Genomic DNA, 19448 nt, shown 5'->3' on the forward strand with positions numbered 1-19448 from the left:
GGGCTGTAATAAAGCTCGCACTTTAGCATAAACCCATACTGAATATCAGAATGCACATCAAGAGGAAAACGAGTGGATTATAAAAATCGCACAGGTAAATAAGATTTGTACAAATTAGCGTTATATTTATGACTTAGCCAATGAAGCAATTTCTTGTGCAACAGACTTAGGTGAACGGCGATCAGTATTCACCACAAAGTTAGCTGCCGCGCGATAGAGCGGATCTCGCAAGGCTAATAAGTCGATGATTTTTTGCCGAGGGTTTTCCACCTGTAGTAACGGGCGTTTTTTATCGCGCGCCGTGCGCTCAACCAATTGTTCAATAGATGCCGTGAGATAAAAAACACTTCCAACAGCTTTCATAAGTTCGCGGTTTTGCTCCCGCAGAACTATGCCTCCGCCAGTAGCAATCACTACATCACGCTCTTGTGCCAGCTCTTGTAATACAGCCGTTTCGCGCTCACGAAAACCCTCTTCCCCTTCCATATCAAATATCCAAGGAATATCGGCGCCCGTGCGTTCTTCAATCACACGGTCACTATCGCGGAAACTTAGATTTAATTCGGCCGCCAAAAGGCGGCCTATTGTGGACTTACCGGCCCCCATGGGGCCGACAAGAAAAACGATGGGCTTACGCATTAGTTCGAAAGGGTGTCCGACATAAGTTTAGGGGTAACAAAAATCAATAATTCTGTTTTGAATTGCTGCTCAACAGTCTTTTTAAACAAACGACCCAAGTAAGGAATATCACCTAAGACAGGAACCTTAGTCTCACCCTTAGTGCCCTCTACAGAAAAGACCCCACCCAACACCACTGTCTGACCATTGTTAACTAGCACTTTAGTTTCCAAACGAGTCAAATCGATAGTTGGGATACCCGTATCTGTCACTTCGCCAATTGAATCTTTTGAAACTGACAAGTCCATAATTATGCGATTGTCTGGCGTTATCTGTGGCGTAACCTCCAGCTTTAACACGGCTTCACGGAATGAGGTTGTGGTTGCACCACTTGCAGAAGCCTCTTGATAGCCGATTTCCTTACCTGAGCGAATTGAAGCCGTTTGTTTATCACTGGTAATAACCTTGGGCTGGGATACAATCTCAGCATAACCCGAGTTCTCAAGAGCGCTTAACTCTAAATCTAAAAAAGTACTATCAGTTAAGAGCGCGACAGCAAGAGTGCCTACAGGATTGTTAACCGGCGCATTGACCATATTATTTTCAGTTAAGTTTAAGCTCTTAGCTTCTCCATTTGGATCTTGTGTAAACCAATTATAAGGGCTAGTACCATCATCATCATCCATACCGCTCTGTGAGCCAGCAACTTCCACCAATCGACTCTTACTGCTATTTAGATTATAGCCAGCCCCGCCCCAACGAATGCCCATTTCACGCTGAAAATCGGTATTAGCTATAACAATACGCGCCTCAATCATCACTTGGCGAATAGGTACATCAATTTGATCTACTAAACGTTTGAATGCTTCGATTCGCTCCGAGGTATCAGTAATGATAATAGAGTTAGTACGCTCATCCACCACGCCTTGCCCACGTTCTGACAGCACACTACCGGTAGATTGGCTCCCCTTACCACTACCGCCACCACTGCCGCCGCTATCACCGCGAAACAATTCAAACATCTCTTTGGCATTCGCATAGCGAACACGAATATATTCAGTGCGTAAGGGCGCCAATTCTTCCAGTTGCTTCTTGGTAGTGATTTCTTGACGTTCGCGTTCAGCTATCTCAGCGGCAGGCGCCACCATGAGCACGTTGCCAACCTGGCGCTTATCCAACCCTTTGTTCTTAAGCACCATTTCCAATGCCTGATCCCAGGGAACATTTTGTAAACGCAAGGTAATACGTCCTTGAACGGTGTCGCTCGCCACCAAATTCAACTCAGTAAAATCAGCGATAATTTGCAGTACAGCCCTAACTTCAATATCTTGGAAGTCCAAGGACAACTTCTCGCCGGTATACTCAAAGTCTTTCTTCTTTTCCAGCTTTTCTTGCGCAGTCAAAGGCTTAATACTCAACACATATTCATTGTCCGTTTGATAAGCAAGATAATCAAAATCACCACCCGCAGATATATTCAAGGTTGATGTCTCACCATCTTGCGTGGCTGTCACCAAGCTAACGGGCGTCGCAAAATCTACCACATCAAGTCTGCGGCGCAATTCAGGAGCCATCCAAGCATTTTTAAACGAAAGTCGCACACCTGCTCCAGTACCCACCATATCGGCACTGACCTTTGGATTAGATAAGGTCACGATTACACGACCCTCTCCTGCGGTGCCACGACGAAAATCTATGTTAGTAATCTTAACGCCATTACCAAGAGCCTCACCGCTATATGACTTACCTTTATTCGCCAGCGCCACAGAAGGCGCAGCAACATTTTTATCGGCCGAACCTGCCACTGCACCCACTTCAACAATAAAGCTATTGCCTTCTACTCGGGTAGAATAGGAGGCCAAATCGTTCAAGTTTAAAATTAAACGCGTACGACCTTCAGAAGTAAGCACCATTGCGCTCTGACCGTTATCAACAGCCAAGGGAATACGACGCTCTTTTAAGCCACTGACAACATCAGGGAAATCGAGCACAATGCGCGCAGGCTTTTCAATGGTATAGCCTTTGGGTGAGGGTGGCGTCGAGTCAAAACTCAACCGTGCCTCAAACCGCTCTCCGGGTAACTGAGAAAAGTCAATTTTATTTAGCGTATTCGCCCAAGCTAAGGGCGAAACCATACAAACCATAAGCAATACTAAATTTCGCATATTTAACCCCGATGAGAATAAAGCACACATATACGCTTATTCCTTTTCTTCTAATTTGATAATTCTGGGACGTTCAACCCAACCATTTGAGCCATCAGCAACTATTTCCATTACTTCAATTTGCGCAGGAGACGTTGCAATAATTTTACCGTGATTCTTACCAAGAAAATTACCTACCGTAGCCGGCACCACTGAACCTTCGCTATTGTCGATTAAGGCCCAGAGTTTGCTTGTTCTTGATATAGTTCCAACCATCCTTAAAGACGCAATGTTGAAACCCTCTAAGAACTCCCGCTCACGATTCAGATCCGGCGCTACTGCACGCCCTCCCTTAGCTGCAGACTCATCTACCGGCACAGGCTTTTCAAATGGACTGCGCAACGTCATAGCACTATAAGAAAATGATTGATAAGGCGCAAAAGTGGGCAGAGCCTCGATCTGACCTTGCGGTCTTTTCTTAGTTTCTGCCATAAAATCTAAAAGATCTTGATGCTCACCCGTTGGCGAACAAGCCGCTACAGTAAACACTAAAAATAAAAGTTCTAAACTTAGGATCAGCTTTTTCATTGTGCTGCCTCCTGAGACTTATACCGATATGTCTTAGCCGAGATTTTCATATTAAGCTCACGACTATCTTTTTGTGATGCAATAACGAAATCGTGTAGGGTAACGATACGGGGCATACCTGCTACACCACTCACAAAGCCCCCCATATCATGATAACCACCAATTACTTCTATATTGATCGGCACCTCAATATAGTACTCGGCGACCACATCTGGCTGAATATTCACCGCCTTCATCGTCAAACCGCTTTCGCTTCCGCGCGTACCTATATCTTCCAACAATCCTGGCACCTCAGATTCAGCCGGTAACCGCGACAACAAAGAATCAAACGTAACTTTCATCTCTTCCATCTGAGCCTTGTAAGCCTCAAGATTAGCAGCCTCAAAACTTTTCTTTTGATAAGTCGACTTCAATGTCTGCTCTTGAGCTGCAACAGATTCAAGCTCAAGATTAAGGTCACTCACTTTTAAGTAATAGGCACCCGCAAAGATTAATAAAGCCAATACGAGACAAACAAAAATTTTAGCTGCGAGCGGCCAAACGCCAATTTTTTCAAAATCGATATTATTGACGTCGAACTCTTTTAGCTGCTCAAACGATTCTTGAAGTGACATTTATTTGTCCTCCCCAGCTTGAGCGCTAGTAGCATCCAATGGTACTGATGTCTGCACCGTCATTTTAAATCTACTTGCCTGCTCACCCTCATCGGGCGCGGCCGTGACAGAGGTCAAACTAGGCGCGGCAAACCAATCTGACGCATCGAGATTCCGCATAAAACTGGCCACTCTGTTATAGGATTCTGCAACGCCCTCTATAGACACTAAGTTACCCTTGCGCTCCATCATTAAAACGAACACACCATCCGGTATGGCTCGAGCAAAATCATCAAAGTATCGAACTATAACGGGACGAGTTCCCTCAAGATCCGTAATCACTTTAATACGCGCCAATAGATCATCGCGCACTTTTTTCAGCTCACTAATTTCTTTAACCTGCGCATCCAATTTAGCAATTTCAGTATTGAGCAATTGATTGCGTGAATTTTGATTTTCAATTGCGGATTCAACACTTGCAACCCAAGAATATGCGCCTAAACCCGCCACTAAAGCCACAGCCGCGACAACACCCAGAAATTCGCGCTTCTTTTCTTCGCGATAGACTTGGCGCCACGGCAATAAGTTAATTTTTGCCATTAATCAAAACTCCTCATCGCCAAACCCGTCACTATCATTAAGGAGGGCGCATCGTTAGCAAGAGAAGCGGCATTAACTCGTGAGGATACCGACATGCGCGCAAATGGATTTGCCACTACTGTTTGAGTACCTAACTTCTCTTCAATCACACTCACCAAGCCTTCAAGTGAGGCCACACCACCGGCAAGAATAATATAGTCAACATCATTATATTGACTCGCCGAGAAGAAGAACTGCAGCGAACGCGTAACCTGCTGCACTACCGCCTCTTTAAAAGGAGCCAATACTTCCGCCTCATAGTCATCAGGCAAACCGCCCTGCTTTTTAGCTAAACCAGCTTCTTCACGCGACAACCCGTAACGACGTTGAATTTCTTCGGTAAGTTGACGCCCTCCAAACAGCTGCTCGCGGGTATAAATAGTTTTTCCATCCACCAAAACACTCAAGGTGGTCATAGTTGCGCCTATATCGACGATCGCAACAACCTGGCCTTCCTGATCTTCTAGCTGTTCAGCGATTAATTCAAACGCTCGCTCCATACAGTAGGCTTCGATATCGACCTTCTCAGCAATGAGGTCGGATTCGATTAATACCACTTCGCGCACTTCAACATTTTCGCGCCGACAGGCTGCCAGTAATACCTCTACTTGCTCTGGGTTGCGCGGCGAGACGCCTTGAATTTCAAAGTCGATCGCGACCTCCTCTAAGGGGAAGGGAATATACTGATCGGCTTCGGCAGCAATCTGACTCTCCATGGCATCATCACTCAAATCGGCAGGCATATCGATCATTTTGGTGATCACCGCCGAACCCGCAACCGCTACGGCCGCATGTTTGAGCTTGGTTTTAGATTGTTTAACCATGGCGCGAATAACTTCGGACACCGCAGCCTGATCCGCAATATTCTTCTCGACCACCGCATTGGGAGGAAGCGCTTTTACGGAATAGGATTCAACGCGGTAGCGATCACCACTGCGGCTTAGCTCAAGCAACTTGACTGAGGTGGAACTTATGTCCAACCCCAGTACCGGCTTAGCTTTCTTATCGAGGAAACTTAGAATGCCCATTTTTCTATCTATATCCGTAACTTAGACGTTGTTTATGTTATAGCACTTTAACTTAAGCCTGCAACAAACCGATGAATATGTAAACAGATAAAAAGGCCGTATAATCGCCGCCACCCGCGACAAGCTCGCTAACTCATTAATTCACATAGAAAAAATGTTTAATAAAAAATCCATCTTCGCTTTCTTTTTTTGGCTGTTACTATCCGGTTTTAGCGTTACCTTGGTAGCACTTACGGGACTCTACCTTTACTTAAGCCCCAAACTGCCCGCGGTTGATAGCCTCAGGCAGGTTAAATTACAGACCCCATTGCGCATTTATTCAAGTGATGGAAAATTAATCGGTGAATTTGGCGAACAACGCCGCACTCCTCTGGCTTATAACCAAATTCCACCACTTTATATAAAAGCGCTGCTTTCTGCCGAAGATGCTGATTTCTTTGAGCATCATGGGGTTTCTCTTAAAGGCATGTTGCGCGCCGCTTCACAAATCTTGAAATCCGGCCAGATCCAATCCGGCGGTAGTACACTTACTATGCAATTGGCGCGTGATTTCTTTCTCACTCGCAAACAAGTCTTCTCACGTAAGTTTAACGAAATCCTCTTATCCATTGAAATTGAAAGAAAATTCACCAAAGAGGAAATACTCGAACTTTTCAACAACAAAATGTTCTTCGGCAACCGTGCTTATGGCTTACAAGCGGCTGCACAGATCTATTATGGCAAGGATATTAAGGATTTAAGCGTCGCGCAGTACGCCATGATTGTAGGCGTTTTGAAGGCACCCTCTGCTTATAACCCACTCGCCAACCTCAAGCGCGCGATGATTCGTCGCAATTGGATTTTAGGCCGCATGTATGAACTTAAGCATATAGATAAAGCCACCTATGAGGCCGCCGTCAACGAAGCCAACTCCGCCAGCTACCACGGCACCACACTTGAAGTACAAGCACCTTACATCGCTGAAATGGCACGACAAGAGGCCCTAGACCGCTTTGGCGACGCCACCTACAACGATGGTTACAAGGTTTACACCAGTATCGATAGCTCGATGCAGGCGACGGCTCAGGCAGTCATCTTAAAGGGCTTAATGGAATATGATCGACGCCACGGCTATCGCGGCCCCGAACAACACCTCCCCCCCTCTGAGGATGCTGACTACACCGACTGGCAAGATAAACTACAAACAATTCCCACCCTCGGCAGCCAACAAGCTGCCGCCGTCATCTCAGTCGCCGACAAATCCATTAGCGTCATACTCAGTAATAGCGACATCATCAACCTGAGCTGGGAACAAGGGCTCTCAAGCCAACGTCCCTATATCAATGAAGATAATCGCGGTGCGGCCTACAAGTCTGCCAATGATTTCCTCAAGGTGGGCGATGTTGTGCGCATAGACAAAAATGATGATGACCAGTGGCAATTAAGCCAAGTGCCCGCCGTTCAGGCAACACTCGTATCACTGGACCCATTAGATGGCGCTATCCGCTCCTTGGTAGGCGGCTACGATTTCAATCAAAGTCATTTCAATCGCGCGATTCAAAGCGAACGCCAGCCCGGCTCTAGTTTTAAACCTTTTTTATACACTGCAGCACTGGAGAACGGTTTTACCCCCGCGTCGATCATTAACGATGCGCCCATTGTGATCGAAAATACCAGTACCGGTATTGCATGGCGCCCAGAAAATGACGACGGCAAGTTCCTCGGCCCTATGCGTATGCGCCAAGCGCTTTATCGCTCCCGCAACCTCGTCTCTATTCGCCTGCTGCGCAGCCTAGGTATGCAAACGGTACTCGACAGCTTGGTTCGCTTTGGTTTTAACACTAAAGAGTTCCCCCGCGACCTAACGCTTGCACTGGGTACTCACGCGCTCACCCCCATGCAAATGGCGACGGCTTACGCGACATTTGCCAATGGAGGGTTCAAAATATCGCCTTATTTGGTGACGCGCATTGAGGACCCTAAAGGTAATATCGTTTTTGAAGCCAAACCTAAGCGTGTGTGCAAAACCTGCGAAACCAATGAAACTCAGGCCAGATTCGCGCAAGATGGCACCGAACTACCTGCAATCCCTATGATGGACGCTAGCGAACGAGCACCGCGCATCATCGATGAGCGCATTGCCTACCTGATAGATTCAATGCTAAAAGATGTGGTAGATAAGGGCACAGCACGCCTCGCTAAGCAGTTGGGCCGCAGCGACCTAGGCGGCAAAACCGGCACCACCAACGGCCCGCGCGACACCTGGTTCTCCGGCTACAATCCCAATGTGGTCACCACCGTTTGGGTTGGTTTTGATCAAAATACCCTGCTCGGCCGACGCGAGTTCGGCAGTTCGGCAGCCTTGCCCATCTGGATAAACTTTATGCGCGCCGCGCTCGAAGGTGTGCCCGACCGCCTTCCACGCCAACCCAATGGCATAGTGACCGTGCGCATCAACCCAGAAACAGGCAAACCTGCCCAACCGGGTGATCCTGATGCTATTTTTGAAGTGTTTTTAGGCGAGGATACCAGCCGAACCTCGGCCGCTGGTAATCAACAGCTTGAGACAGAGCAAACTAATTTACCGGAAGAGTTGTTTTAAGACACGAATTAGAAACCATGAATCTGCAAGGATGCAGAAGATTTCAACTGCATAATCAAAGGCTTATAGCGCTTTCCAGCACCTGACGTCGAGCGCCCCGTGCGCGGATTAATCCAACCGCGCACCTCAATAGTTATACCCCGCAGTGCAAGCCAATCTTTTTGCTTATATGGCTCGCCATTGGCAAGGGTGAAATCACGCCAATACCGGCGCGGTATTTGTACCGCCAAGTTGCCGTCTAACTCCAACCAAACCGACTTATTGATCGTCACCGCAGCCACCTTAGCGCGCACCAAGCGAAAGCCCTTATCCTTAACGCCCAAACCGGTCGCACTCTTTGCCGCCCAAAAATCACTGCGCCACAAGCCTAAACGTGACTGGCGCGCTTTTCGCTCAACCGCCAACAGGCAAGCTGCTTGATCGGTATTGGGCGGCACAGCGATTTGCAAAGCCATCCCCTGTGCCAACAAATTCACCGCAAGGCTGCGCCCCTGCAGATCATAAACATGCGCTAGGCTCCGGCCATAAGCATCCAGAGCTTGCGCCTCGGCAGTCAAACGCACCTTGTTATTTGCGCGCGCGATAAAGGCCACCACCGCTGCGCGCGACTCCACCCCAAAAGGCTGACCTGCATTAGCACCATGGGTAACTTCAGGCGCATTAACCCCCAACAACCGCACCGACCGACCATCCTGAAGGCGCAGAGTGTCACCATCAATAACCTTTTTTACGACAACTACCGCACCCTCACCACGGCCGCATTCAGCAGCAAGAAGCGCTGAGCCAAAAAGCAGCCATAAAAAAACGCCGCAGCCAAAGGCGTGCGACGTTTTTTTATGGAGCACTAAGTTACTTAGCACCTCAAAGAATCCCTTAGGCTTCTTTTTTTGCACCAATACGGCTGCCGAAACGCTTGGTGAAGCGATCGATACGACCACCAGTATCAACGGTTTTTTGCTTACCGGTGTAGAACGGATGGCATTCGCCGCATACGTCAACATGAAGCTCTTTGCCCATGGTTGAAGCGGTAGTAAATGCATTGCCACAGCTGCAAGTCACAGCCATAGCTACGTAATTTGGATGAATATCTGCTTTCATGATAATTGCCTTGTCGTTTTTTGTGCCGCCACCCGAACTTCGTCGAGCACCGCACAACGGTTAAATGGAACGGCTGATTTAGGGAGCGGGGATACTATCAGAAAAAAACATCAAGGCAAGTAAAAAGCCCCAGATGGGGCTATTTTTTGAACATTTATCATCGAAGCCAAGTTCACTCTTACGCGGGACGCGGGGCCCAGACCTTACACCAGCCAGTCGCCTTCACTTCTTTACCTGGGAAAATATTGCACCCGATCCATTCCGCACCAGCCGTACCATGCGACTGGGCGCAATTTGCGCAGTCACTGCCCGCGTTCGGGGTTTGCTCAACATAACCCAATGCCTGCGCCTGAGGATTAGCTGCGTCCAATTTAGCTGCAGCCTCGCCATGGGCAAGATTCACGGCGGGAATTAGCGCTAGGCCTGTGGCGGCCCCTGAAAGTTTAATAAAGTCTCTGCGATTCATTCTTATCACCTTAATGGTAGATTCACGAGCATTAAGCTAGAGCATTTCTAGCCGATAAAAATTTTATTAGGCCACCTATTCATTGTCGGTTGCTCCAGACTAAAGCAACACCATCAAATCAAGTTAGCAAATCGACACACGTTAAACCAACTGAATTAACGCCCCCTGCACCAAACATCAAATACGGAGCCTTGAAAGAGTATAGTTCGAGCATCAGACCTGACAACCTCACCAAGCCAAGCGACCTTTATTCACCAACAAAACCCAGACTATTGCCGCACCAGATGCGCTATCCTGCCAGCCCTGACTCACACCAGCTCAAGCCTTACTGCTATGCCAAACCCTGTTTTACTCGAAATCGCCTTACCCGTACCTTTGCGCCGCCGCTTTGATTACCTCGCGCCGCTCGCCATGAGCGAGCAGGAAGCCCGCACACTCGCCGCGGGCAGCTTGGTGCGCGTGCCCTTTGGCCATCAAGAGCTAACTGGTGTGCTTTTGGCAACCAAGACTACCAGCGAGCAAGATCTCGCCAAGCTGCGCCCTGCACTGGCGATTATCGATAGCCAACCCGCACTGCAGGGCGAACTGCTTGAGCTTTGCCTATGGGCCGCTGATTACTATCAAACGCCCATTGGCGAAGCGCTCCAAACCGCACTACCCACACTGTTGCGACAAGGCGAAGCTGCACAATTACGCGGTGACATTGGCCTTGAGCTTACCACCGAGGGCAAAGGCTTGCCCGCTGGAGCCTTAAAACGCGCCCCCAAACAAGCCGCGCTATTAAGTGCTTTGCAACAAGCCCATGAAACCGAGCAGCCGCTCAGTAAAACAGATATCGCCCTGTTAGAAATTCCGCGCAGTGTGGTAAAAACTCTTATCGACAAAGGCTTGGCGCGCGAGCGCGAATTTGCACCCCACGCTTTTGTACAACCCGCATCCGTCTTGCGCACAGCACATTTGGAGCTCAGCGCTGAACAGGCCACCGCCTTCGCACAAATTCACTACGACAGCTTTAACAGCTATTTGCTCGATGGCGCCACAGGCAGCGGTAAAACTGAAATATACCTGCAAGCCATTGCCGAGGTGTTGATCCAACACAAGCAAGCGCTGGTTTTGGTGCCGGAAATCGGCCTTACGCCCCAAACACTGCTGCGTTTTCAGCGCCGTTTTGCCGTGTCTGTGGTCGCTCTTCACTCTGGCTTAAATGATCGCGAGCGACTCGATGCTTGGCTGCAAGCCCGCGATGGCTTGGCGCGCATCGTCATTGGCACCCGCTCGGCTATTTTTACGCCATTGCAAAACCCAGGGATCATTATTGTCGATGAAGAGCACGATAACTCCTTCAAACAGCAGGATGGCTTTCGCTATTCCGCACGGGATTTAGCGGCAGTGCGCGCCAATCGACTAGGAATCCCCCTGATTCTCGGCTCTGCCACACCTTCGTTTGAAACCCTGCACAATGCTCAGCAGGGGCGTTACCACAACTTGCGCCTTACTCAGCGCGCGGGCGATGCGCAGGCGCCCAGTATTCAGCTGCTCGATATTCGCGGCGAACAGCTGCACGAAGGCTTTGCCGCCGCCAGCCTGCAAGCCATAGATGCACAGCTGCAGGCAGGCAACCAAGTATTGGTATTCCTCAATCGTCGCGGCTACGCACCCGCACTTGAGTGCCACGACTGCGGCTGGCTCGCCAACTGCAATCACTGCGATGCGCGCATGACGGTGCACCAAACCCCGCGTCACCTACACTGCCACCACTGCGATCACCAACGCCCCGTACCGCGGCGCTGCCCCAGCTGCAACAGCCCCAACATTTTCCCTTTAGGCATGGGTACAGAGCGCAGTGAAAACACCCTGCAGCAACTTTTCCCCAACACCAAGGTCATTCGCGTGGATCGCGATTCCACGCGCAATAAAAACGGCATGGAAAAATTACTGGTGGATGTTCATAGCGGCGCGCCCTGTATTTTGGTGGGCACCCAAATGCTTGCCAAAGGCCACCACTTTGCCGATGTCACATTAGTCGTCATTATCGATGCGGATGCGGGCCTGTTTAGCACTGACTTTCGCGGCCCCGAACGCATGGGCCAGCTCTTATTACAAGTTGCTGGGCGCTCTGGGCGCGCCGAAAAACCTGGGCAAGTGATACTGCAAAGCCATCACACGGAACACCCGCTGGTGCAAACGCTCATGCTGCAGGGTTACCACGCGCTCGCCGCGCTTATTTTGCCCGAGCGCCAGATCACTCAAATGCCGCCCTATCGCCACTTGGCGCTCTTGCGTGCCGAAAGTAAACGTCCTGAATTGGTCATCGAATTTCTTAAAATGGCGCGCGCCATGGCTGAGCAACTGCAAGCGCCCAGCCCTTTTATTAGCTACTTGGGCCCGCTACCCGCCATGATGGAAAAGCGCGGCGATCGCTTTCGCTATCAGCTGCAACTCAACTGCGCGCAGCGCAAGCCGCTGCAGCAATTGCTCACGCAACTCGCCCTACAATTAGAAGCCGAAGCACTCGGTAAACGCGTGCGCTGGTCGATTGATGTCGACCCTCAGGATATGAGCTAGTGACGCGCCTCCGCTCAAGCAGTAGAATCGCGCCCTTGATACACCAACCCCCAGCAGTGAAACGCCCATTCCATGAGTAGAGACTTCGCCAAAAAAACGCGCACCACCAATCGCCGCAGCCCCGCTAAGAGCAGCCCAACCCCCGGTTGGACGTGGTTTGTTGCAGGCCTTGTGCTAGGTGCTTTTGCCGCCAGCTTCTATTTCATCAAAAATCCGGTTACCGCCCCTGCGCCCAAAGCAGAACCCAAACCCAAAGTGAGCGAGAATAAAACGCCCAAGCCTCGCTTCGACTTTTACAAGCTACTGCAAGAGAGCGAAACCATAGTGCCCGCGAGCGAAACACCGCGCGCCGACACGCCAGAAGTGCCGCAAGAAAAAATTGAATACATACTCCAAGTGGGATCCTTCCCCAGCAGTATCGATGCCGACAAACTGCGCGCCCAGTTGATATTGCTCAACCTCGATGCCCACATCGAAAAAGTTGAAATCCGCAAAGGCGAACTCTGGCATCGCGTGGTAGTCGGCCCCTTCGACACCCAAACCAACCTCGCCAGCGCCCGCAGCCAATTGGTGAACAATCAATACAATGCGCTGGTGCTCAAACGCGCCAAAACCAAGCGCTAAGCGTACGCTTCGCTCTACTTTCAAGGCGCAGCTTAGAGGCTGCGCCTTGAAATATTCCCCCCCGCCCCCATCCTTTCCTCATCGTAGCTGCACTTAAGGCCAAACAGCGCTCAAGCTCGAACGGCACCTAAGCTAAATTCTATTTAAGAGCAGCACTTTTTAAGATCAGCGACACGAAAGGTCGAACCACTGTTAAGCAGTACTCGGCCCCACGCACAAGATCATTTACAGCCAATACACTAATAGGAAGTCCAGTGACTACAATTCTTTCGGTAAGACGCGATGGCCAAGTGGTTATCGGCGGCGACGGCCAAGTCTCCCTCGGCAATACCATCATGAAAGGCAATGCACGCAAAGTTCGCCGTCTCTACAAAAATCAAGTCATCGCCGGCTTCGCAGGTGGCACCGCCGATGCCTTCACCTTATTTGAACGCTTTGAAGCCAAACTCGAAGCCCACAACGGCCAACTGGTGCGCGCCGCCGTGGAACTCGCGAAAGATTGGCGCACCGACCGCAGCCTGCGCCGACTGGAAGCATTGCTCGCCGTCGCCGATAAAGAAGCCTCACTCATCATTACCGGCAATGGCGATGTCATTCAGCCGGAAGACGATCTTATTGCCATAGGTTCCGGCGGCAACTACGCCCAAGCCGCCGCGCGCGCGCTGCTCGACAACACCCAGCTCGATGCGCGTAGTATTGTGGAAAAAGGTCTGACGATTGCGGGCAACATCTGCGTCTTCACCAATCAAAGTCACACCATTGAAACCCTCGAATATTAATTCCGAGCAACAGTAGATTGCTCATTATTGGTAACCCATTTTTATGTCTTCCATGACTCCGCGCGAAATCGTGCACGAACTCGACAAACACATTATCGGCCAACAAGACGCCAAGCGCGCCGTGGCCATCGCCCTGCGCAACCGCTGGCGCCGCATGCAAGTCGATGTGGATATGCGCGGCGAAATTACGCCCAAAAATATTTTAATGATTGGCCCGACTGGCGTGGGCAAAACAGAAATTGCACGCCGCCTCGCCAAACTCGCCAACGCGCCCTTTATCAAAGTCGAAGCGACGAAGTTTACGGAAGTTGGCTATGTGGGCCGCGACGTAGAATCTATTATTCGCGACTTGGTTGATGTGGCCATAAAGATGCTCCGCGAACAAGCCATGCAGAGCGTGCAATTTCGCGCCGCAGAAGCCGCAGAAGAGCGCATTCTCGATGTACTTTTACCGCCTGCACGCGATCAGGCCAGCGAAGAAGCCAAACACGCCTCCAGTACCCGCCAAATTTTCCGCAAGAAGTTGCGTGAAGGTGAGCTGGACGATAAAGAAATTGAAATCGACATAGCCGCAACGCCTGTGGGCGTAGAAATTATGGCTCCACCGGGCATGGAGGACATGACCAATCAATTACAAAGTATGTTCTCTAACATAGGTCGCGATAAAACCAAAAAAGCCAAGCTCACGGTGAAAAAAGCCTTCAAACAAGTGCAAGATGATGAAGCCGCCAAGCTGGTCAGCGAAGAAGATATTAAAGCGCAAGCCATCGAAGCAGTTGAGCAAAATGGCATAGTCTTTATCGACGAAATCGACAAGGTAGCGCGCCGCGGCCAAACCAGCGGTGCCGATGTATCACGCGAAGGTGTACAGCGCGATTTACTGCCCTTGATTGAAGGCTGTACCGTTTCAACCAAACACGGCATGATTAAAACTGATCACATTTTATTTATCACCTCAGGCGCATTTCACCTGAGTAAACCCTCCGATTTAATCCCTGAATTACAAGGCCGTCTGCCTATTCGCGTAGAGCTGCAAGCACTTACGCCCGACGATTTTGAACGCATACTCACCGAACCCAAAGCGTCACTGTCAGAGCAGCAAATTGCGCTACTTAAAACCGAAGGTGTGGAAATACACTTCACCAAAGACGGTATTCGCCGCATTGCCGAAACGGCCTTCGAGGTAAACGAACGCACTGAAAACATAGGCGCGCGCCGCTTACACACTATTTTGGAGCGACTGCTAGAAGATGTTTCGTTCGATGCGGGCGACAACAACAAGCAAATCGAAATTAATGCAGCCTATGTTGAAAAACAATTGGGCGAACTGGCTAAAAATGAAGATCTAAGTCGCTACATACTCTAGTGAGTCAATAACAAGGGCGCAACTGCGCCCTTTCACTTTTCACCTACTCACACTTTTTTCTTTCAAGCCGACGCCCTCATGAACAACCCAAAAATTCCCACCAAAATTCAACTACACAAACAGTCCCAACAGCTGGAATTGCACTTCGGTAGCGAACACTTTTTATTGCCCGCCGAATTTCTGCGCGTTCATTCACCCAGTGCCGAAGTAAAAGGCCACGGCCCCAACCAAGCGATTCTGCAACACGGCAAACAAGCAGTGCAAATCACTAAAATTGAGCGCGCGGGCAACTATGCCTTAAAGCTCATCTTCGACGACGGCCATGAAACGGGAATTTATACTTGGGAATATTTTTACGAGCTAGGCGCGAATCAAACAAAGCTATGGGACGAGTATCTCAGCGCACTTCATGGCGCTGGAAAAAGCAGACTAAAGGATACGAGCGTGGTGAAGTTTGTGTAATGGCGCCCGCTACTGCAGAGCGCCATTACACCGCTACTAGGGCTTAGCGGCAGGGGCCCGTGAGAGCACCGACGTTTTTTGTTTCATCGTTGGAATAAGCGCATGCGCAGCGGCAGCTGAGTCCACACATTCTGGGGTAAAGCTGGCGACTGTGCGCGTAGAGCGCGTAAAAGTGTCTTCGTCGGGAAGAAACTCGGTGGTATTACCATCTTCATCCTCGTCGTCAATATCTCGAAATGAAAACGACATGGTATTGCCCGACACATTGATCTCCACCTCTTCAGCTGCTTCTTGGCCATCAAAATCACTCATAAGATACTTTCCACCTCCCAAAGAGGTGATCTTACCAGCATTCTTGTTGATCCAATAACAGTTGCCCCAGTTATCAGCTGGATCGCCCGCATAGTCATAACCGCTAAGATTGCCCTTGGAATCTATAACGAAATAGCTCTCGTCAAAGCCATAGTCAGGGTCGTCATAACTGCTATCCCAGACACCAGCAATTTTACCGCCTCCGCCTCCGCCTCCACTTCCGCCTCCATTACTTATAAGCCCCTGCAAGCTGCCAGAACCATCCGTCTCACTGGAACCGCCCGAACCACCACAGGCCGTGAGCGTGACCGCAATAGCCAACAATAACTTTTTCATTCCTAGATCTCCTATCGACAATATAATTAGCTCGCCCTGATGACAACATCCCCAAGCGGCACGGCGACATTATGTCTAAGCACAGCAAAAGCGCAAATTAATTTTTCTGCTAATCCAAAAGCCTTAAACAATTAAAATAACCGTGGCATGTTTATGCAGCCCAATTAATCACACCAGTATAAGCCGTAGCGGCGATGAGCAAACCAAACACAATGCGATACCAGGCAAACGCCATAAAGGTGTGATTGCTAATAAAACGCAACAGCGCTCGCATCACAATAAAAGCACTGATAAATGAGGTGATGAAGCCAATCGCCAAAACACCTACGTCTTCCATCACCAAAAGATCCCGCGCTTTAAATAAACTGTAAAGTGACGCGGCGGAAATCATCGGCAGTGCGAGAAAGAACGAAAATTCTGTAGCAGCCGTGCGCGACATGCCAAAAAACATACCGCCGATAATCGTAGAACCTGAGCGCGAAGTGCCGGGAATTAGCGCGAGGCATTGGCATAAACCAATTTTTAACGCGGTGCTGTAAGTTACCTTATCCATGTCATCTAGGGTTGGGGCATAGGCGCGTTTCTCTACCCAAATAATAATAAAACCGCCAACAATAAATCCTCCTGCGACCACATAGGGGCTGAACAGTACCTCGGTAATAAAATCGCTGAGGATAAAACCTAAAAGCGCAGCCGGTAAAAAGCCAATCATTAAATTAAGGTAGAGATTGCGCCCCGCGCCCGGATGGCCAATAGCGAACAAGCTGCCAAATATTTTACTGCGGTACTCCCACACAATGGCCATAAGCGCGCCCATCTGAATGAACACTTCAAACACCACGCGCTTGTCTTTATCCATAAAATTCATGAGCTCGCCAGCAAGAATTAAATGCCCCGTACTGGAAATAGGCAGCAACTCGGTGACGCCTTCCACCAACCCCATAACAATTGCTTTAATAATGATAATAAGTTCCACGTTAACTCCTTGAGGAAAAGAAAAAGGGCCAGCCATAATTGCGGCGCAGTCTGCAGTAACACCCATTAAAAAGCAAAAAACCTTCAGCGCGGCTTAGCGCGTCAGCAAGACTTAATGCACACGCCACAGCTTCTGCATTTCGATGTACATAAAAGAAGCAGTCCAAGCGATGAGCACCAAGCCGGTTAACGCCTCTATGCCACCCAGAAAGCGAACGGGGCCGACGAGATAAATATCCCCCACGCCCAAGGAAGTGAAGCTAGTGAACGAGAGGTAGACACAATCCAATAACAATTCGCCGCTCCCGCCTACCAATTCGCCTAAATCCCTATGTAAAATCAAGACATAAAGCCCCAAGGCAAATACCCAAACTTCTATCATGTGCGCAAAAAGTGCACCTAAAACACCCGCTAATATTTTTACCCGCGCGCGCCCAGGTAACCGCGGAATCCACTGTGTTAAAAGATTAAGCGCTTCAAAATGAATCAAGACCACAACAGCAACCAAGAATGCGTTAACCAGAAAAATTTCTACCAGCGCGATATTCATACAGCAAGATTCTCTCCACAATGAGACGACACTATAACGAAACGACACTATTTAGCACCGCAATATAACGCCCTACTATTGCAGCTTATTAAAAAACCGCGACTTCTATTAATTTTTACTCGACAGGGGTAATCTGCAAGCCACTTAAGTTCAGTGTTTTCAAGCACGCGTAACTGCATTGCAACCGTCACTTTGGAGCAAACCATGTTTACATTATCCAGCCTCCGCCAGGGGCAACTCGCTTTGCTTGCATTCGCGCTCTGTCTGGCTGCCTGCGCCAACACTCGCTATGTGCAAGATTTTAAAGCCGGCACCGACTTTAGCCCGCTAAAAACCTATAGCTGGCGCGCCGCCACCATCGACATACCAGACATTGGCGCGGCTTACTTGCAGCAATTGGCCGATGACCAACTGCAAGCACAGGGCTTTATCCCCGTTACCGACAAGCCCGATCTCTTGATCGACTTGCAAGGTTTTACCCGCGCCAGCACTGGCGGCAATACCAGTATCGGCATTGGTCTTGGTATGCCTATAGGGCGCAATGGCAGTATCGGCTTAGGCTCTAGCCAAATGCTGGGCAAGGGCAAGCAGGAGGCAGTGATCGTTATCGATATCACCCAAGCGGCGAGCAATACCCTTGTGTGGCGCGGCAACGCCGAAGGGATTCCTTTGATTCAGTTCAAATTGAAAGCCGAGCAAAAACTGCGGGAAACCTTCAAGCAGCTGCTGATTCAATTCCCACCCGCCGCGCTCGATAAATAGCATGGGCTGCCGCGCACTATAAGACGACTGGGATCGAAGCGCGCAACGCCAGTGAGCCAGCCTCCGGCGCTATGTGCGCACCATAGGCGATCACCTCAACCCCTGCCGCCAAAGCTTCGCGCAGGGTAATGCCATAAACCTTATCGATATGATCAGCAGGGCTGACCTGCGTTATCCCCGTATGCTGCACGCAAAAGCACAAGACTGCGCGCTGACCTTCCTGCACCATTTGCATGAGTTCGCGCAGGTGTTTAGCACCACGCGCGCTCACCGCATCAGGAAAGTAGCCCTGACCCTCGGCCTCCATTAAGGTAACGCTTTTAACTTCTAGATAGCAGTCGCGCGCATCCGCGAGGTTGCCGCTGAGCAAAAAATCAATGCGCGACTGCTCCTGCCCATAGCGCACCTCAGGGCGCCGAGCGGTATAGCCCTGCAATTCCTTTATTAGCCCAGCATCAAGTGCGGCAGCGACCAAGCCGTTGGCGCGCCCAGTATTGATGCCCGCCCAATGGCCGCCCGGCACTGTGACAATTTCTAAGGTGTGCGGGTATTTACGGGTTTTGCTGTCACTGGTTGAGAACCAACAAGGGCTATCGGGCTGCACACAGTTTTTCATGGAGCCCGTGTTAGGGCAATGCAAGGTAATTTCTTCGCCACTGGGCAGACGAATATCCGCTAAAAAGCGCTTGTAACGCCGCAAAAGTACGCCGGAGTGAAAAATCAGAGGGGTATTCATAAATAAGGCTCGCGTCCACAGGTAAAACTCAACAAATAAAACCACAAGATCATTCTCCACAAATCTACCTAAAAAGGGTTCTTTTGGTGCAATTTGCAGCACAATTCACCGGTTTTGCCGTTATAGTTTTTATTTGGTGCCGCCGAAGACGAACATTTTTTGACTTGGGCTGCACTGGGGCCAAAAAGTGCTAGCACTCCTTTTTGTTATCTGATAGCTTGCTCCC

Annotated in this window: 20 protein-coding genes; 7 read left to right on the forward strand and 13 right to left on the reverse strand. The window is 49.7% G+C overall.

Going from position 1 to position 19448, the window contains the following annotated elements; all coding sequences use genetic code 11:
- Nucleotides 1-126: 126 nt before the first annotated feature.
- Genes aroK through AC0KUT_RS18140 form a run of 6 tightly spaced genes read right to left on the reverse strand, consistent with a single transcriptional unit; the run spans nucleotide 127 to nucleotide 5610 of the window.
- A complete protein-coding gene (gene aroK, locus AC0KUT_RS18115; protein ID WP_488831797.1) occupies nucleotides 127-639 on the reverse strand; it encodes a shikimate kinase AroK in 513 nt (170 codons plus the stop codon).
- On the reverse strand, nucleotides 639-2783 hold the full coding sequence (locus tag AC0KUT_RS18120; RefSeq protein WP_488831798.1) for a type IV pilus secretin PilQ: 2145 nt from the start codon (nucleotides 2781-2783) through the stop codon (nucleotides 639-641). Before AC0KUT_RS18120 ends, aroK begins: the two co-directional genes overlap by 1 nt.
- Before the next feature lie 36 nt (nucleotides 2784-2819).
- Entirely contained in the window at nucleotides 2820-3350 is a 531-nt protein-coding gene (locus tag AC0KUT_RS18125; protein WP_488831799.1) for a pilus assembly protein PilP, read from the reverse strand.
- Nucleotides 3347-3964 carry a type IV pilus inner membrane component PilO gene (locus AC0KUT_RS18130; RefSeq protein WP_488831800.1) on the reverse strand — a complete coding sequence of 206 codons (618 nt, stop codon included), beginning with the start codon at nucleotides 3962-3964 and terminating at the stop codon, nucleotides 3347-3349. Before AC0KUT_RS18130 ends, AC0KUT_RS18125 begins: the two co-directional genes overlap by 4 nt.
- Entirely contained in the window at nucleotides 3965-4543 is a 579-nt protein-coding gene (locus tag AC0KUT_RS18135; RefSeq protein ID WP_488831801.1) for a PilN domain-containing protein, read from the reverse strand.
- A complete protein-coding gene (locus AC0KUT_RS18140) occupies nucleotides 4543-5610 on the reverse strand; it encodes a pilus assembly protein PilM (RefSeq protein WP_488831802.1) in 1068 nt (355 codons plus the stop codon). The genes AC0KUT_RS18135 and AC0KUT_RS18140 overlap by 1 nt, the downstream gene beginning before the upstream one ends.
- A 154-nt stretch (nucleotides 5611-5764) precedes the next feature.
- Here AC0KUT_RS18140 and AC0KUT_RS18145 point away from each other — a divergent pair, with 154 nt between their 5' ends.
- Entirely contained in the window at nucleotides 5765-8191 is a 2427-nt protein-coding gene (locus AC0KUT_RS18145) for a penicillin-binding protein 1A (RefSeq protein ID WP_488831803.1), read from the forward strand.
- An 8-nt stretch (nucleotides 8192-8199) separates the two neighbouring features.
- Here AC0KUT_RS18145 and AC0KUT_RS18150 read toward each other — a convergent pair whose 3' ends face one another.
- The 3 genes from AC0KUT_RS18150 to AC0KUT_RS18160 all read right to left on the reverse strand — a co-directional run bounded on the left by AC0KUT_RS18150 (nucleotide 8200) and on the right by AC0KUT_RS18160 (nucleotide 9755).
- Nucleotides 8200-9051, reverse strand: a complete 852-nt coding sequence (locus AC0KUT_RS18150; protein WP_488831804.1) for a thermonuclease family protein — start codon at nucleotides 9049-9051, stop codon at nucleotides 8200-8202.
- 13 nt (nucleotides 9052-9064) lie between these two features.
- Nucleotides 9065-9289 (reverse strand): 50S ribosomal protein L31, encoded by a 225-nt coding sequence (gene rpmE, locus AC0KUT_RS18155; RefSeq protein ID WP_488831805.1) that lies wholly within the window; start codon nucleotides 9287-9289, stop codon nucleotides 9065-9067.
- Between the two features lie 178 nt (nucleotides 9290-9467).
- Nucleotides 9468-9755: a high-potential iron-sulfur protein gene (locus tag AC0KUT_RS18160; protein WP_488831806.1), complete on the reverse strand. Its 288-nt coding sequence runs from the start codon at nucleotides 9753-9755 to the stop codon at nucleotides 9468-9470.
- A gap of 333 nt (nucleotides 9756-10088) precedes the next feature.
- On the opposite strand from AC0KUT_RS18160, the gene AC0KUT_RS18165 reads away from it, so the two are divergent.
- The 5 genes from AC0KUT_RS18165 to AC0KUT_RS18185 all read left to right on the forward strand — a co-directional run bounded on the left by AC0KUT_RS18165 (nucleotide 10089) and on the right by AC0KUT_RS18185 (nucleotide 15551).
- Nucleotides 10089-12320 carry a primosomal protein N' gene (locus AC0KUT_RS18165; RefSeq protein WP_488831807.1) on the forward strand — a complete coding sequence of 744 codons (2232 nt, stop codon included), beginning with the start codon at nucleotides 10089-10091 and terminating at the stop codon, nucleotides 12318-12320.
- Between the two features lie 72 nt (nucleotides 12321-12392).
- Nucleotides 12393-12944, forward strand: a complete 552-nt coding sequence (locus AC0KUT_RS18170; protein ID WP_488831808.1) for an SPOR domain-containing protein — start codon at nucleotides 12393-12395, stop codon at nucleotides 12942-12944.
- 254 nt (nucleotides 12945-13198) lie between these two features.
- Nucleotides 13199-13723 (forward strand): ATP-dependent protease subunit HslV, encoded by a 525-nt coding sequence (hslV, locus tag AC0KUT_RS18175; protein WP_488831809.1) that lies wholly within the window; start codon nucleotides 13199-13201, stop codon nucleotides 13721-13723.
- A 43-nt stretch (nucleotides 13724-13766) separates the two neighbouring features.
- Nucleotides 13767-15089: an ATP-dependent protease ATPase subunit HslU gene (gene hslU / locus AC0KUT_RS18180; protein ID WP_488831810.1), complete on the forward strand. Its 1323-nt coding sequence runs from the start codon at nucleotides 13767-13769 to the stop codon at nucleotides 15087-15089.
- Nucleotides 15090-15167: 78 nt separating this feature from the next.
- Entirely contained in the window at nucleotides 15168-15551 is a 384-nt protein-coding gene (locus AC0KUT_RS18185) for a gamma-butyrobetaine hydroxylase family protein (protein WP_488831811.1), read from the forward strand.
- Nucleotides 15552-15587: 36 nt separating this feature from the next.
- Here the strand turns inward: AC0KUT_RS18185 and AC0KUT_RS18190 are convergent, their stop codons facing one another.
- From AC0KUT_RS18190 to AC0KUT_RS18200, 3 genes are all read right to left on the reverse strand, one after another.
- Nucleotides 15588-16199 carry a hypothetical protein gene (locus AC0KUT_RS18190; RefSeq protein WP_488831812.1) on the reverse strand — a complete coding sequence of 204 codons (612 nt, stop codon included), beginning with the start codon at nucleotides 16197-16199 and terminating at the stop codon, nucleotides 15588-15590.
- Between the two features lie 151 nt (nucleotides 16200-16350).
- Nucleotides 16351-17175 (reverse strand): undecaprenyl-diphosphate phosphatase, encoded by an 825-nt coding sequence (locus AC0KUT_RS18195; RefSeq protein WP_488831813.1) that lies wholly within the window; start codon nucleotides 17173-17175, stop codon nucleotides 16351-16353.
- Between the two features lie 111 nt (nucleotides 17176-17286).
- Complete coding sequence (locus tag AC0KUT_RS18200; RefSeq protein WP_488831814.1) at nucleotides 17287-17724, reverse strand: ion channel; 438 nt, start codon at nucleotides 17722-17724, stop codon at nucleotides 17287-17289.
- A gap of 204 nt (nucleotides 17725-17928) precedes the next feature.
- On the opposite strand from AC0KUT_RS18200, the gene AC0KUT_RS18205 reads away from it, so the two are divergent.
- Nucleotides 17929-18486 carry a DUF4136 domain-containing protein gene (locus tag AC0KUT_RS18205; protein ID WP_488831815.1) on the forward strand — a complete coding sequence of 186 codons (558 nt, stop codon included), beginning with the start codon at nucleotides 17929-17931 and terminating at the stop codon, nucleotides 18484-18486.
- A gap of 16 nt (nucleotides 18487-18502) precedes the next feature.
- On the opposite strand, the gene sfsA is transcribed toward AC0KUT_RS18205, so the two are convergent.
- Nucleotides 18503-19222, reverse strand: coding sequence for a DNA/RNA nuclease SfsA (gene sfsA, locus AC0KUT_RS18210; protein ID WP_488831816.1), 720 nt, complete (start codon nucleotides 19220-19222; stop codon nucleotides 18503-18505).
- Between the last annotated feature and the right edge of the window lie 226 nt (nucleotides 19223-19448).

It is taken from the genome of Cellvibrio sp. 25HG11W-0 (genome assembly GCF_057815475.1).